This window comes from Chitinophaga sp. XS-30 (assembly GCF_008086345.1).
GTDB lineage: Bacteria > Bacteroidota > Bacteroidia > Chitinophagales > Chitinophagaceae > Chitinophaga.
This window is the reverse complement of the sequence record NZ_CP043006.1, coordinates 1,796,216-1,811,877: the sequence shown is the minus strand read 5'-3', so window position 1 is coordinate 1,811,877 and position 15,662 is coordinate 1,796,216. Positions and strand designations below refer to the sequence as shown.

Here is a 15,662-nt window from a genome sequence, read left to right as displayed (position 1 = left end):
TTTGTACCATCAGACTAAAACAGAAAAATGGACTTAAAAAACAGCACAATACTCATTACAGGCGGTTCCAGCGGGATCGGGCTGGAAATGGTAAAGCAGCTTACTGAAGAAGGGGCAACAATTATTATCACTGGTCGAAACCTGGATGCCCTCAATAAAACCAAAGCGCAATATCCGAAAGTACATATTTTCCAAAGCGATGTGAGCAAGCCTGGCGATATTGAGCAGCTGTACAAAGATGTCAAGGAACAATTTCCTAAACTAAACATCATCGTCAACAATGCCGGCGCAATGCGATTGCTTGATTTACAGGACAGTTCGATTGATTTGGAAAACGTTACCAGGGAAATCAATATCAATCTCACGGGGACTGTACAAATGGTGCATCAATTCTTACCGCATCTTTTGCAGCAAACTGCTTCGGCAATAGTGAATGTATCGTCAGGAATTGCATTTATGCCTTATTCGGCTGCACCTGTTTACAGTGCTACCAAAGCGGGTGTGCGGGCCTATACACAAGCCTTACGCTTGCAGTTGCAGGACACTAATGTAAAGGTGTTCGAAATGATCCCGCCAGGCGTGAACACTAACCTGCAAAACGAATGGATAATACATCCCAGGCCCAGCCAGATGATGGAGGTGGATAAGATGGTAAATGTTGTAGTGAAATCCCTTAAAAACGACACATTAGAAATGAAGCCGTTTTTGATAAATCTCCTTAAGACAATGAGCCGTATTGCCCCCGGTATGCTGATGAAATTTGGTCACAGGGAATTTAAAAATTTTAAAGCAAAAGCAAAATCACTATAACGATATGGAAAAGTATTCTCTTACTATCTTCGCACTTTTATTGTCCATTGCTTCTTTCGCCCAATCTAAGGGTAGTTTCAAAGGCAAAATAATCGAACAATCCACAAAACAACCTGTAATTGGTGCAACAGTATTCATAAACAATATACAGCTTGGTGCCGCAACAGATACACTTGGGATATTTATAATAGAAAATATCCCTTCCGGCAGCTATAATGTAAAAATTTCAAGTGTCGGTTTTCAAACAAAGTTTATAAGTGAAGTAATCATCACTACAGGTAAAACCTATTACTCCGAAATCGAGTTATTGGAAGATGCAACGGAGTTAGCTGCAGTAACCGTTCAGGTATACCGGGGCGAAAATAACCCCTTGACCCCTGTATCTACTTACGCTTATTCAAGAGAAGAAATATTCCGTAACCCGGGGGCACAAGGGGATATTATGCGGGCGCTATCTGTTCTGCCAGGTGTTGTAAGTAGTGGAGGACAATTTTCCGCCATTGCCGCAAGAGGTCAGGGTACGCAGGAAAACATATATCTGGTGGACGATATTCCGATGTTTAACCTGTCGCATCTGGAAGCAGAAGGATTGAATTCAGGGTTCAATGATCCTAACGGCGGAAGGTTCAGCATTTTTGCCCCAAGGGTAATAGATAATGTCCAATTCCAGAATGGCGGGTTCGATGCCGTTAATGGAAGAAGGTCTTCATCCTATCTTTCACTTGGTGTTAAGGAAGGAAACAGGGAAACCTGGTCGTTAAGCGGTCAGTTTGATTTATTGGGTGCTACCATAATAGCGGATGGTCCTATATCACCCAAAACCAGTGTATTTGCTTCTGCCAGATACCAAAACTTTTCGGCTTTGATCAGCCTGCTGGATGAACAGCGATCTTCCATTTCTTACGGCGATTATCTTGTAAAGACCACCACACAGCTGAATGAAAAAAATAAGCTTTCTTTTATTGCGATGTATAATCCTGAAAGACCTTATCGCACAATAGACGATATGGAAGCCGGAACAAACATCAACGACGACAACAGTGGCGGGGCAACACTCTTTAATCATCGGGGCAATAAGACTTTGGCAGGTTTAAACCTGCGTACGTTGATCAATTCAAGCAGCTATATCAAAAATGTACTTTATTTCCGTTCATCAACTGTAGATAACCGGTTCGGAAGGTTTAATCCATCTCTTGATGCGGATGGCGCAGTAATAGATCCCAGGCATGGTGGCTATGAAGATGAACTGAGAACGATCAAAAACAATCAGCAGGAAGTCGGCTACCGTTCTATTTACACCAAGCGTTTCAATAAACTGACCCTAACGGCAGGAATCGACGCAATGATGGTGAATCTGGATTATGAAAGAAGGTTAAGCAGGACTGACACGATTTACACATTTCGTTCCGCTGATTTCAGACCGGATCCTGCACAATATTACCAGGTATTGACGCCTTCTCTTTATAATGCGACTTTTGATGACAACGCATTTAACGGTTCCGGATATATCAGCCTGTCCTGGAGGGTTACAGACAGGTTTACCCTGAACCCGGGTGTACGCTATGATTATACTGGCTTTGCAGCGCAACATACTGTTTCTCCACGCCTGAGCGGCAACCTTCTACTGAATGACCGGCATAGTTTGAATTTTGCTACCGGTATATATTATCAGGATGCGGCGTATGCTGATATCGCGGGACAGTCAGCTGATAATATGCTTAAGAATGAACGCTCCATACAGTCTATTCTTGGATATAAAATCCAGTTTTCAAATGACCTGAAATTTGTAGCGGAAGTATGGCATAAAGAATTTGACGACCTCGCCGTACAGCCCAACAGGGTACAAAGTTATTTGAATAATGAGGGAAGCGGCTATGCTTATGGTGCGGATTTAAACCTGACCAAAAGACTTTCCAAGAATTATTATGGCCTGATAAGCTATTCTTTTATGGAAAGTAAAAGGAATGACAACAACGGCCTGGGTGACTATAATTATATCTTCAGCATCCCCCATACCATTAGCGTAATGGGCAGCTATAAACCAAACGACAGGTGGATTTTTTCCGGAAAATTCCGTTACAGCACCGGCCGTCCAACGGATAGATATATAGTCCACAGCAATGTTCTGAACAATCCTGAAAATATGCGATATGCCCAGGAAACGACAGCCATCAATGGAGAGAGACTACCGGATTTTATCAGTTTGGACTTGAGGGCTGATTACAGCATCCCAAGAAAATGGGGAACCTTTTCTGCTTTTGTGGATCTCGTAAACATTTCAAATCGCTTCAATGTAAACTCAGAGTTATTTATCCCAAATACAGGTAATATTTCGAACGTAGGCCTGGGTGTATTTCCAACATTTGGCATAAGGGTAGAACTCTGATAATTATAAACTATCAAAAAAATAGAACAATTAAACAATTACTATTTATTGCAAGTATGCAATTACTGTCCATAACAGGTTTTGCGCAGCCTGCCGATAAAATTTTCGGAAAATGGGAAAGTACAGACGGCGATGTCAAATTGCATTTTGCGAATACACCGGCGGGAAACTCTACAACCCGAGCGAAGGTGACACCTACAGTTTGAAAGCGAAATTAAAAAGTGCGGATGAACTACACTTTAGAGGGTATCTGGGAATCTCGCTGTTGGGCAAGACAATGAAATTTAAAAGAATTAAATAAAGTAATGAATATGAAAAATAAAAATTACGACGATCTGTCCAGGTTTTGGTTCATAGTCTCCAACGCTATTCCGCCAATAGGATTTTTTCTGTACTTTAAACATCGAATTCAATATCCCAACAAGGCCAGAAAAGCCTTGAAAAGTGCGGCGATCGGTGTTCCGATTGCATTAGTTGCGAGCTATATTTTCAACAGTCTTATTTTTAATTGAGATGGTAAAAAGTATTATATCCCTGATCTTGCTGCTGGTATCGGTTTTTCTGGCATTCAAACACGGATGGGACACATTTAATTATAAAAATAATCCTGAATCCCTGAAGATGATGAACGAACTGGGAATCAGCGAAGCGGCGATTCCTTTTTTCGGAGCGGCAACGATTTTGGTAGGTGTATTGCTGCTTTTCCCAAAGACTTTTTTCTTTGGAAATGTACTGAATGCCATTGCGATTGTTATAATTATGGCGTTGGCCATGCGAGCAGGCAATTTCAGGATGGCGATGATTGAAATCCCTTTTCTCCTGATGCCCTTGGTTATGATATGGCTGAAATATCCGTTTAAAGATAAATTTTAAAACATGGCAGGTTCACAACCGTATAGGATAAAAAATATTACTGAAATACACCGCTTGATGGGGTTACCCAAACCTCTACATCCGCTCATTGGCTGGGTGGATCTAAGTCAGCTGCCAAATAATTCAGGTATCGATTCTGTGATATTTGATTTATATGTGATTTCGCTGAAAAGAGGCTGCGATAAACTGTATTACGGACAACAAAAATATGACTTTGATGAAGGTCTGATGGCATTTCTGTCGCCCGGGCAAATTTTGCGGGGCGAACACAACGGAGTCCCTATTAATCTTGAAGGCTGGATGCTGTTTATACATCCCGATTTTTTTTGGGGAACGTCCCTGGCCAGCAAAATCAAGAAATACGAATTTTTTGATTATTCCGTCAGTGAGGCTCTCTTTCTTTCAGACAAAGAAGAGGTTATCATTAATGAGATTGTGAAGAATATCCGGCATGAATATAATTCCAATATCGATAAATTCAGCCAGGATATTATCCTTTCACATGTAGAAACATTGCTGAATTACGCAGAGCGGTTTTACCAGCGACAGTTCATTACAAGGAAAATTACCAATCATCGAATACTGGAATGCCTGGAAGGCCTGCTAACGGATTATTTTAATAGTAATGATTTGGTTCACAAAGGACTGCCAACTGTTCAATATATTTCAGATAACTTAAATATTTCTCCGACTTATTTACGAGGTTTGCTGAAAACGCTGACAGGGCTAAATACACAACAGCATATACACGAAAAACTAATTCAGAAAGCGAAGGAAAAATTATCAACCACGGAATTGTCAGTCAGCGAAATAGCCTACGAACTAGGGTTTGAGCATTCGCAAAGTTTCAGTAAACTATTTAAAAGTAAGGTTAAGGAAAGTCCCTTGGCGTTTCGGGCGAGGTTTAATTAAGCTCTTTTTAGAACGTCCATTTGCATTAATTGTAGTTGCAAATGGAGCATTGGGTATTTTCCGTATTACACCGACTTCCAAATATTGTTTTCTTTCGTATTAAAAAAGCAGAAAGCAGGGTAAATATCCCTGCTTTCTAACGGAAGACCCTGGCGGAGGGCCTCCGTTTTCTTTATGAATGACTGCGTTTATTGCCTTCTGCGCCGAAACCATATGATCAGATAACAAAGCACCATCGCAGCAGGTAAAACTCCTGTGAATGCTATTTTAGATATCCTGAAACCCGTTTTCCCAATCTTGATGTCGTTATCCGTAAATGGCGGACGGTTAACATCTACAGGAGCCTCGTAGTCGGACAGCCAGTTGAAGGACCCTGCGATCAGCATGAAATTACTTGACATGATATCCTTGCGCGAATGGCCAAGTTCTCCGTTGCTCATACAGTCGGCATCGCCCAGGATGATGATCTTTTGTTCCTTTTCACCCACTTTGCGGCTGAGTGCAACTGCAGTGGCCAGATTTTCGGCTGCGGTTTCACCTGCAGCGGGGTTAAAGGCCGCACTGTCATCTACAAAATCAACCGTTTTCAGTTCGTTCCAGACGCCGGCGGAATCGGTTACGAACAAAGGTTTTGCTGTATATCCGTTTGCAGCGGCCTCGTTGTACCGGAGGCCAACGACTGATGGCATCACTACTACTCCCTTGTTGCGGTGAATGGTGCTAAATGCATCAGCCAGTTCACCAGCTTCTTTTGTTGCATTCGTAAATATCAGGTCTGCCTGATAGTCCCTGCTGGGTTTTACCAGTCTGCCTTCCATCATTTGCACACCAAAAAGTGCTGTGATACCGTTCATGGCGTCTTGCCGCTTTGGTTCAGCTGCTATGAGCAGGTTCCCTCCCCTGGCTATATACTGTTTCAGATGCTCCAGGTGAGACTCCGGCATCGCCGTTTTCATGTCCGCAATCACCATAATGCTGACATGCGAAGGCACTTCCCTGTCAAGCGACAGCTGCTCGAAGTCGAAGCCCTGATTGATGAGAGAGTAACGGAAAGTATTCTCCCTGGCAAACTTGTTATAATCACGATCACCTTCTTTAATGCAATCGCGCTCACCATGCCCTTCTACAAAGGCCACTTTTGGCAATGTGGTTACCAGCCGTTTAATGGCGGCGCTTATTTCTCTTTCAGAAGGAAAGCCCATGGCATCATTAAAAACACGCAATACGGATTGCTGCCCATTTTCGCGCTTCAGTACCTTTACATGTCTGAATTCCTCACCGGCCAACGTTTCCTTAATGTTTCCGATTTCGTCTACCGGCAAGAACAAAGCAGAATCCACACCATAGGCCTGGGCCACTTTTCCCATCCGCGCCCTGTCATCCAGCATGGGATAGCGCTGATCAAGGGACTTCTCGTTTCTGCCTTTCGCAAAATAGTGCACGTACTTCATTTTAATCTCCGGCTTGAACCGGACATATTCTCTCAACCGGCGCATATCATCCAGCTCTGCTCTGGGCATGCCCATCCATAACCAGCGATCTTCATCCAACGCATTGGCATAGGTCGTGATCGTCAAACCACCCTCTGCTTTACTGACAATATCCTGGCTAGCCTTGGTCAATGTGCGTAATTTTGTTCTGGTAGCATCATAAAAATACATCACCGCAGGGCGCGAGCTCAGATAGCCAACCACCACTGCACTACCGATCACCAACAGGTAACGGCCCATCGAAACCGAGGGACGGGTTTTCTGCCGTATAGCACGGAACCGGAATATGCACAGCCCCAGGAACAGGCCGATAACGGCGATGAAATAAATTACATCCTCACTGCTGATGATGCCTCCAATGAATTCATTTGTTCTGCCACTGATGGACAACCAGAACATAATATCCCGGACAAACGGGACATCCTGCCATAACTGGCTGGTATAATTCAATACGGCAAAGACGGCAAAAGTTCCCATGGCGGAAACCACCTGGTAAGAGGTAAGGCTGGACATAAAAAGTCCCACAGCACCATAAGCACAGATCAGCAGAAAAATACCCAACAGACCGGTTAAGGTAGCCGGGAAGTCGAATTGGTCCACCACAAAGGCCCCGTATAAAGTAAACAGGAACACAATACCGGTCATCAGCAGTGCGTAACTCGCAATGGACAGAAACTTGCCGAAAATGATCTGGGCATCGCTGATCGGCGAGGAATAAAGCAGTTTGATGGAACCGCTGCTCAACTCGCGGCTCATCATGCCCATCGTCAGCAATGGTATATAGAAGTAGAGATATCCCAGCAACCTTGCATAAAACCCCATCCGGGGATCGGTGTATAAGTTCAGCGTAACGCCTTCCAATTTGTAACCCAATTCCTTAAAATTGACGGCGCCTCCCAGCACTCCGGTAAAAACGAGGCTGGCCTGGATGGTAAAAACGATAAGGATAAGCCATGCAATAGGCGAATAAAAAAGCAGTTGCAGTTCGGTACGGGCGATTCTTATAATTTGTTTCATCTATTCATATTTATTTTACGGGCTAGATGGAATGTTATTTCATCTATTCATGTTTGATTTACGGGCTAGATGGAATGTTATTTCATCTATTCATGTTTGATTTTACGGGTTAGACGAAATGCTATTTCATCTGTTCACATTTTAGTCTTAGATGATCAGGACCGAAGCTGCTTTTTAGACAATTCAGCAAAAATGGTATCCATCGAGTTCTTCTCCGCATTGATCTCCTTGAGGCGCCAGCCATTTTGAACACTGTGACCAATGATCGTTTCCAGCATATCATCTACGCTGTCTACTTTCACCCGGTACCGGGCCGTGCCGAGTGATTCTACATCCACCACATTGGGCAGCCTTTTTAATTCCTCCGCTCCCCTGGGTTCCAGCATAGTCAGCACAATAGTCCCGGGCGCTGCATAGCGATCAAATTCCTCCACGCTGCCGGAAAAAACCACGCTGCCTTCTGCCAGCATCAGGATATAATTGCAGGCTGCCTGCACCTCGGAAAGCATGTGTGTGGACAGGATCACCGTTCTTTCCTGAGCGATTGCTTTAATAAGGTTCCGTATCTCTACGATCTGGTTGGGATCAAGTCCATTAGTAGGCTCATCCAATACAACCAGTTCAGGGTTGTGGATAATGGCCTGCGCAATGCCTACCCGTTGCTGATAACCTCCTGACAAATTTCGTATCAGCCTTTTCCTGAAATGGGTGATGCCGCATTGGTCAAGCACCTTGTTTACTGCTTGCGCCTGCTCTTTCCGCGGTATCAATCTCAGTCCCGCACAATGGGTCAGATATTCTTCGATCGTGAGGTCTATATGCAGCGGAGGCTTCTGGGGAAGGAAACCCATCAGGCTTTTAGCGGTAATCGCATCTGTACGGATATTGATCCCGTTGATAAAAACATCTCCCTTGGTCGGCTTCAGCACGCCACATAAAATGTTCATCATGGTAGACTTGCCCGATCCATTGGATCCTAACAGCCCGTAAATACCTTTAACCGGTATTTCAAAATCGATGTCACGGATAGCCCATTGCGCGGTATAACGATGCGAGAGCTGTTCAGCTTTTATGATTGGTTGTTTGTTCATATTTAATTTTTACGTGTCAGATGGAGCCTTTGATGATCATTCCGATTATTGCAATCATGCCGGCTTCATATATCATTTACATTTGCGTATAGCCAAATCCCATCTTGTACATGCTGCTCACAGGTACTCCTTCTCCCAGCTCGATCTTCTTTATCAGGCGGAGGGAAGGATCTGCCATCTGATCTGACAGTATCCCGAGAATATATACATCACCGTTTTCCAACCCCACCATCAGTTGATCATGGGTCTTGACACCCATGATCTCGTTCTGACTGGCGGTAACGGTTCTGATAGGGGAATCAAAGGAAAAATATGCTGAACTTCTTCCGGGCCCTTGTTCATACAGGTAAAGGGTTTTGTTTTCGCTGCCTCCTGAATAAAAGAGATAGTTGTCAATGCGGGGTAACTGGCAGAATACACTTTCCGCATTGGCGGTGCCTGCACCGAAGGCATTTTCAGAAAAGAACATCGCCTGAATCGTATAAAACTGGTCTATTATCATGATCTTCTGCACATAGTGCTGGTTGCCATCAAAGAACACCAGGTAATAGGAAGATGTGAACCGCCCTTGCTGCAGCGGGCCTACATACACCATTTCTTTGTCCATGGCGTTGATAAGCGTGGCGCCGGGAGGTATGGGGGGACCGGGCATATAGTTGACCGGCAATACAAGGCCCCGGTCCGAGCCCAGGAAAAGCTGACCTTTCGTTTTATCGTACAGGATCGTCTGCCCGCTCAGGTACGTGCTGGCCCAGCCCTTGTCGAATTTCACACCACCCGGTATGAACATGGGTTTATTGGGATATACGCCTGATTGGGAAAATGCGCTGTTCACATGCTTCCGCGTGTATATGTTCCCGTTATCATCAAGCATCATGCTGTAATCCCACATATAAAACTCTCCACGAGGGCGAAAATCTGATGGAGGAGTGTTCCCAAGAAAGAAATTACTGGTGTTGTACAGGGGTCCCAGATTGATGCCATCCAGCTCCAGATTACCGGCGGCATCGTTTCTTACAATGAGGATGTTCCCTGGGTTGCTCAATCCGGAGCTCGCCATCCAATGCTCTCTTACTTCCACTGCATTCGGACCAAGCTCATTCCCGGAGATAGTGGTATAAAAGTCGGCCGTCACCTCAAAAGTAACAGGATCAATAAAAGATATGATACTGCGATTGTCCTTCTTTGTCAGCATCACCCATCCGGTCAGGTATGCGGGGACGGCATCCACGTAGAAGCCGTTCAGGAAAGTAGATTCGTCCGTTTTATTGACCACCATCAGTTTCACATAAGGCCGCAGGCCGGTCAGGTCGCGCACCGCGTAATCCAGCACCGGCGCTGTACTTATCTGCTCGCCATTGCAATACCAGGTAAACGAAAAGGTTTCTGCAACAGTGCTGGCCCGCACCGTATCCCCACCATAGATGAGCCAGGGGTTGATACGGAGCGTATCGCTGACCCTTGGAGTCAGAAAATTCCCTTCCTCAAATTCGATCTCTACTTTATTGAACTCGTTATAGGTATAGTTGCCTTTGTCCTTGTAACAGGAAGCCAGTAAGAACAGCGTTACAATAAGGCTGTATAGTTTTGTCTGTTTCATGTGCATCAGAATAAATTAGGCGAAACGTTGATCATACCATTTTCATCTTCATATACTTCCCCGTTTTCCCGGCCGCGGGCGAGAAAATCACGGAAGATGATCGCATAGGCCCTTTGTTCGGTTTCCGACAGGCCGGTCATGTCCGCGATGCCCGTAGCCTCGATGAAAAGGCGGTATTTGGTATCCGAGTATGGGCCCAGGAAATTGGTTACAACAACCTCGTTCCACCATCCCGGCCGGGCCAGCATGTCGGAAAAAGTTATGTCGATGTACCGATTGCCGGGAGGCCCCAGCTGGAAATGCCCGTTTGATTGCAGCATGAGCCTGATCTTGAATTTCCCGGTCTTCAGGCGATCTGAATTGTGCAGCACCAGCGCTATAGTATCTATAGCGCGCCCTGCCCGCAACAGCATAGGGTCCGGCAGCTCATAGTCGCTTTCGAGAGCCGTTGTTTGCTCCGTATCTATTGCCAGCGCAACCGGCCGGTCCTGATCGCTCAGTTTGCCTATCAGCTTTATCAGCACCGGCACCGTATCTCTCGCCGCCCCCGGATTGAAGGCAAAAGAATATTCAACGGAGTCCACTTCCTCTATGTCCGCATTGTAGTTAGCCAGATAAACATAGTTTGTTTCGCCATATTCGTCCACCGCATCCTTGCTGCAGCTTATCAACCAACAGCATACGATAGTTATGACAGATAAACGTTTCATCATCGATAATTTTTTTTATTAACAGCTATCTTTCCGTTACCGGCAATACAAATTTTCCCGTCAGCGTCTGGTTCCCGCCGGTTTCGTCCAATATGGTTTTGTTCAGCCGTTTGTACTGGAAAAACAATTTGCCTTCACCTACGAATTCCCTGCGGGCATCATTGATGATCGCATCTTCGAACGCCGCTTTGGTGGCAATGGCGGACAGCGGGATCGTGCAGCCCCGTTTCGCACGAAGGGTATTCAGCAGCGCCAGTGCACCGTCAGGATCGGTGTCGTATAATGTCTCCGCGGCAATATGGTATAGTTCGCTAAGCCTCATTACCGGAATGGCGGAAGTAATGTCTCCTTCGCGATCCTGCTCTACGTCAAACTTTAACAATTGGGTTCCGTTACTGGTGAGGTAGCATTTCTTCCGGTAATCCGAGTTCAGGTCGCTACCAAAGATCTGGGAGGTATTAGGCAATAAAAAGGTAACCTTGTTGAAATCTTCCTCGTAATCCAGCCGGTAGAGGGCAAAAATAATATCCTCGGACAGAAGCCGGTCATATTCCCCTACATCGATGACGGTAGCTGATGTAAATGAAATGGTGGGCTCATTGTCATCCTTTTTATCATTGATCACTTCCATCGCATTGGCGTAAGCGAGCTGATCGTTCCCTGCGTATAGTGCAACGCGGGAGAGCAGCGCCGTAGTAGCATAATACCCCATACGGAACCCTCTTTTTCCTGTACCAAAGAAGGTCTGATCCGTTCCAAAACGGAAACGGAATCTCACGAAATCATCCTTGCCTGCACCGTATTTATCAAATCCCTTCTGCAACTCCTTACTGCGTGTAAGATCTGCTATGACCAGCTGCAGTATCTCGCTGGTGCGTTTTTCCGGCATGGGTACATGCGACAGCTTTGTATAATAGGGAATGGCTTCCGCATCCTGCACCACGGGTGCCGGCGCATACAGGCGGAGCAGTTCGAAGTGCAGCATGGCACGGATCGACAGCACTTCTCCCTCCAGCCTGGCCCGCTCATGTTCCTTAAAGAACCCGGGGCCTTTTTTATTCATTTCTTCCAGCAGCCCGTTGCAATTGGCGATAGTGGTATAAGCAAGCGCCCAGATGGCGTTGATGCGCTGCTCCATTCCCAGGGATACATAATCGTAATTTTTCAGCGGGTCGTACACTGTAGTATTTTTCAGTTCGTAGCAGCGCCCCAGTACATCCACCATACCATGCGTAAGCTCCTGCCCGTACAAAGTAGCGGAGGAGAGATTGGTATAGATGCCGTTCAGCGCTATCGAGAACCCTTCCGGTGTTTCGAAAAGCACATCACCGGAGACTTCCGATTTGGGCTCCAGCTCAAGCCAGTCTTTCACACATCCGGAAAGCAATACCATGGCGCCAGCCAATATTAAGCATACCTTTTTCATTAAAAACCCAGGTTTAAAGTGAGGTTGATGGTTCTTGCGTAAGGGAAATCCGTTCCGCGTTCGGTGTCGATGCTCGATATACGTCCCAGCTCATTACTGGTCACCTGCACTCTGCAGGTACTTACTTTCCACTTATTGAGAATATGCCTTGGAAGATCATATCCCAGCGTCACGGAACTGAAATCAATGTAATTATTGCGTTGCACAAAACGGGAAGTAACCTGTGTAGGAGTGTTCCATAAGCGTACATCCTTTAAATGCGTGACATCTCCGGGTTTCTGCCAGCGGTCTGTAAATACACGGCTGTCTACATTCTTGTAAACATTGGCATTCTCCACTTTGCTTACGAGCGTATTATTGTACATATCACCACCGAACTCATACAGGAACCCGGCGAAGAGGAGGAATGATTTATAGCTGAAATTGAACCCGAACGCGCCTCTCCAGTCCGGTTCAGAGTCGCCAACCACCACATGCTGGCTCTGGTTCCAGACGTAGGTCACGTCCCCGTTCTGGTCCAGGAATACTTCCCTGCCGTCCGCCGGATTGATGCCAAGCGACTTCATGGCATAGATAGCAGTTTGGGAAGCGCCTTCAAAGTATTTGTTCAGGGGCTTGTTCACCACGGTGTGATCGTCGTAGTATTCGTCCACACGCTTGTTATATTCTTTCAACGCGTCGCCGATCTTCAGGAATTTATTGCTGTTATGCGCTGTGGTGGCATACAGGTTCAGACTGACATTCTTGGTCGTCAATACCTGGTACCGTGCGTTCAGCTCATAGCCCTCATTCAGTATCTCGCCCAGGTTGCTCTTATACGATTTGAAACCGGTGGAAAATGGCAAGGTAATGTCCCCTATCAGGTCTACCGTTTTTTTATGGTAATAATTCACCGTCAGGCTGAGCTTGTTGAAAACAGTGAGATCAAATCCCGCGTCGAACATCGTGGTCTTTTCCCACTCCAGGTCGGGGTTGGCAAGCGTAACCAGGTTAGCGCCAATACCGGAAGCATACCAGTCGTCAAAATTATAACGGTAAGTGCTTTTGGATACACTCTGTGAAAATCCAGCCTTGCCCACCTGCCCGTAGTTGGAACGAACTTTCAAGTTGGTCAGCCAGGGGTATTTCCGCTGGATGCTTGCATAGTTATGAATGTTGATACCCGCGCCGAGAGACCAGAAAGGTGCGAAACGGACATTAGCGCCAAATTGGGAAGCGCCGTCATAACGCCCGGAAAAGTCGAGCAGGTAGATATTGTCATAGCTATAGTTCGCGGAGGCCAGGAATCCGAGCAGGCGCGATTTCTCGTTATCGCCGGTGGGCTTGTTCAGGATGTCGGCAGCGAAATTGATATCGTCTGTATTGCCCGTGAGAAACCCCTGTACGGAATAACCTGACCGCGTCATTTCCTTCTGGTTGGCATTGGCTCCCAATGTTGTGTTGACGTAATGTTTGCCGTAACCCTTGCCGTAGGAGAGCAGCGCATTGAAGTCCCAGGTGAGCATCTCGTCATCCAGAATACCTTTGGTACCCTTTTCTGTGAATTCCACATTTTCAAACTGTGAAGAAGCCGGGTCTTTAAAATCCTGTTGCTGGCTTTTCTGCAACATGACGGAAAGCCGGGTGTCCAGGATCAGGCCGTCCGCAATCGTCCATCGGAGATTGAAGTTGTTGGAGAAATCGTTATGTTTTTTCCGGTTATAACTTTTGAGATTGGCATCGTATAGCGGATTTCCCCGCCCGCCGGGATGCCCCCAGTCCCCCAGCAGCTTTTTGTAGTTGCCGTCCTCGTCCAGGAAGACCTCATAGGGATTCTGTTCCGCATAGGTTGAAAACGAGCCGAACGGCGATTCCTCGGACTGGATGTTATTCCATTGAATATAATTCCTGAACATCAGGTTATTCTTCCTGTAGGCAATGGAGAATCCAAGGGAATTGTTGTTCCTTTCCGACCCCTTCATTACGCCCTGTGTACGGGCAACATTGATGTCCGCTCCGAAGATAAACTCCTTTGAACCGCCTTCTACCAGCAGATTATGCCGCTGATTCAGGCCGGTACGCAAAGGTTGTGAGAGCCAGTCTGTTTCCACGCCGCGGTTGATCTCCGCCAGTTTGCCGTAGTAGTTTTGCTCACGTTTCATCCCCTGGTCCGGATGTTCATTATCGCGGCGTTCAAATACGCCCGATATCCTTTCCAGTTCCAGCTTTTCCCTTGCATTCAGCAAATGATAAGCTGAGAGGTCGGGCGCTGAAACGCTGCCGTTCAATGAATAGTTCACCCGCAGCTTCCCGCTCACCGGCTTTACGGTTTCTATTACCACCACACCGTTTGCGGCCCGCGACCCGTAGATGGCCGTTGATGCCGCATCCTTGAGGATGGTGATGGACTCCACCCGGGTGGGGTCCAGGTCAAATATCCTTTGTACCGGCACTTCATAGCCATCCAGGATAAAGGTTGGCAGGTTAGGATCGTTGCGGAGCTGGGTCGGAGACAGCGCCACCTCATCATCCGGGAGCGCAACATCACCAATGCCGGAACGGCCGCGGATGTACACCGGGTTGATGTTGTTGGGATCAGAGCCCAGGCTGTTATTGTCCAGTACCTTGAAGGAGGGATCAAAGATCTGAAGGCTGCGCAATATGTTATTGGGCGCAACTTTCAACAGTTCCTCCCGTTTGATAGTGACAGCTGAACCCGTAAAATTATTCTTATTGATATTGGAATAACCGTTGACGATCACCTGGTTCATCTGGTTGCTGCTCGTCTCCAGGATCAGCTCCATATTGATCGCTCTACCCGAAGCAGCTTTTACGTTATCCTTCATGTCCGCTTTGACAGCAGCAACACTATAGCCATCTGCTGCTTCGCGCAGGGCTACTTCAAGGGTTTCGTAACCGATGCTGGAAATCTGCAGGACGGTGCTCCGCTCGATGTTGAGCCGGAAGGATCCCTGTGCATCTGTGGTAGTACCTGATAACGTACCCTTCACCCGGATGGATACGCCCACCAGCAATTCGCCTGAACGGGAGCGGACGGTGCCGGTAATCGTTGCCGGCTGCTCAGTGGCCGCGGCGGGCCGGCCGGGGTCAGGAGGCGGCGCCTGGCGCGAAAGGAAGATGTTCTTTCCGCGAAGGCGATAAGTGATGCCCTGTTCCCTGAATACAAGGTTGAGGAACTGTTCTACCGGAAGATTCTGAACGGATAGGGAAACCGGCTTTAAGGAAGAGAGGATGCTCCTGTCGCCGGAGATCACATGACCAGTCTGTTCTTCGATTGCCTGGAACACTTCTTTCATGGCAATGTCCTTACCCGAGAATGAGATACTCTGGGACATAGCAGATAGGTG

At 46.7% G+C, this 15,662-nt stretch carries 11 protein-coding genes; 5 read left to right on the top strand and 6 right to left on the bottom strand.

The window, feature by feature from the left end; all coding sequences use genetic code 11:
• Positions 1–27 precede the first annotated feature (27 nt).
• The 5 genes from FW415_RS07595 (at position 28) to FW415_RS07575 (ending at position 4,981) form a co-directional block, all read left to right on the top strand.
• Entirely contained in the window at positions 28–810 is a 783-nt protein-coding gene (locus FW415_RS07595; protein ID WP_148383669.1) for an SDR family oxidoreductase, read from the top strand.
• A 4-nt stretch (positions 811–814) separates the two neighbouring features.
• Positions 815–3,196 carry a TonB-dependent receptor gene (locus FW415_RS07590; protein WP_148383668.1) on the top strand — a complete coding sequence of 794 codons (2,382 nt, stop codon included), beginning with the start codon at positions 815–817 and terminating at the stop codon, positions 3,194–3,196.
• A gap of 112 nt (positions 3,197–3,308) precedes the next feature.
• A complete protein-coding gene (locus FW415_RS25730) occupies positions 3,309–3,497 on the top strand; it encodes a DUF2147 domain-containing protein (RefSeq protein ID WP_148383667.1) in 189 nt (62 codons plus the stop codon).
• A gap of 212 nt (positions 3,498–3,709) precedes the next feature.
• Positions 3,710–4,069, top strand: a complete 360-nt coding sequence (locus FW415_RS07580) for a hypothetical protein (RefSeq protein WP_148383666.1) — start codon at positions 3,710–3,712, stop codon at positions 4,067–4,069.
• A gap of 3 nt (positions 4,070–4,072) precedes the next feature.
• The gene (locus FW415_RS07575; RefSeq protein WP_148383665.1) at positions 4,073–4,981 is read left to right on the top strand and encodes an AraC family transcriptional regulator; all 909 of its coding nucleotides are present in this window, start codon (positions 4,073–4,075) and stop codon (positions 4,979–4,981) included.
• Positions 4,982–5,169: 188 nt separating this feature from the next.
• Here FW415_RS07575 and FW415_RS07570 read toward each other — a convergent pair whose 3' ends face one another.
• The 6 genes from FW415_RS07570 to FW415_RS07545 form a co-directional block, all read right to left on the bottom strand.
• On the bottom strand, positions 5,170–7,488 hold the full coding sequence (locus FW415_RS07570; protein WP_148383664.1) for a Gldg family protein: 2,319 nt from the start codon (positions 7,486–7,488) through the stop codon (positions 5,170–5,172).
• 155 nt (positions 7,489–7,643) lie between these two features.
• Positions 7,644–8,579, bottom strand: a complete 936-nt coding sequence (locus FW415_RS07565) for an ABC transporter ATP-binding protein (protein WP_148383663.1) — start codon at positions 8,577–8,579, stop codon at positions 7,644–7,646.
• A 76-nt stretch (positions 8,580–8,655) separates the two neighbouring features.
• On the bottom strand, positions 8,656–10,179 hold the full coding sequence (locus FW415_RS07560) for a PKD-like family lipoprotein (RefSeq protein WP_168208720.1): 1,524 nt from the start codon (positions 10,177–10,179) through the stop codon (positions 8,656–8,658).
• A 5-nt stretch (positions 10,180–10,184) separates the two neighbouring features.
• The gene (locus FW415_RS07555) at positions 10,185–10,892 is read right to left on the bottom strand and encodes a DUF4843 domain-containing protein (RefSeq protein WP_148383661.1); all 708 of its coding nucleotides are present in this window, start codon (positions 10,890–10,892) and stop codon (positions 10,185–10,187) included.
• Positions 10,893–10,914: 22 nt separating this feature from the next.
• Entirely contained in the window at positions 10,915–12,315 is a 1,401-nt protein-coding gene (locus FW415_RS07550) for a RagB/SusD family nutrient uptake outer membrane protein (RefSeq protein ID WP_148383660.1), read from the bottom strand.
• Positions 12,315–15,650, bottom strand: a complete 3,336-nt coding sequence (locus tag FW415_RS07545; protein ID WP_168208719.1) for a SusC/RagA family TonB-linked outer membrane protein — start codon at positions 15,648–15,650, stop codon at positions 12,315–12,317. Before FW415_RS07545 ends, FW415_RS07550 begins: the two co-directional genes overlap by 1 nt.
• Positions 15,651–15,662: the final 12 nt, after the last annotated feature.

Bases quoted from the DNA above. Each gene is read 5' to 3' on its own strand.
- FW415_RS25730 (WP_148383667.1), top strand. From the start codon at position 3,309: ATGGGAAAGTACAGACGGCGATGTCAAATTGCATTTTGCGAATACACC.
- FW415_RS07555 (WP_148383661.1), bottom strand. From the start codon at position 10,892: ATGATGAAACGTTTATCTGTCATAACTATCGTATGCTGTTGGTTGATA.
- FW415_RS07580 (WP_148383666.1), top strand. From the start codon at position 3,710: ATGGTAAAAAGTATTATATCCCTGATCTTGCTGCTGGTATCGGTTTTT.
- FW415_RS07575 (WP_148383665.1), top strand. From the start codon at position 4,073: ATGGCAGGTTCACAACCGTATAGGATAAAAAATATTACTGAAATACAC.
- FW415_RS07595 (WP_148383669.1), top strand. From the start codon at position 28: ATGGACTTAAAAAACAGCACAATACTCATTACAGGCGGTTCCAGCGGG.
- FW415_RS07550 (WP_148383660.1), bottom strand. From the start codon at position 12,315: ATGAAAAAGGTATGCTTAATATTGGCTGGCGCCATGGTATTGCTTTCC.
- FW415_RS07570 (WP_148383664.1), bottom strand. From the start codon at position 7,488: ATGAAACAAATTATAAGAATCGCCCGTACCGAACTGCAACTGCTTTTT.
- FW415_RS07545 (WP_168208719.1), bottom strand. From the start codon at position 15,650: ATGTCCCAGAGTATCTCATTCTCGGGTAAGGACATTGCCATGAAAGAA.
- FW415_RS07565 (WP_148383663.1), bottom strand. From the start codon at position 8,579: ATGAACAAACAACCAATCATAAAAGCTGAACAGCTCTCGCATCGTTAT.
- FW415_RS07560 (WP_168208720.1), bottom strand. From the start codon at position 10,179: ATGAAACAGACAAAACTATACAGCCTTATTGTAACGCTGTTCTTACTG.
- FW415_RS07590 (WP_148383668.1), top strand. From the start codon at position 815: ATGGAAAAGTATTCTCTTACTATCTTCGCACTTTTATTGTCCATTGCT.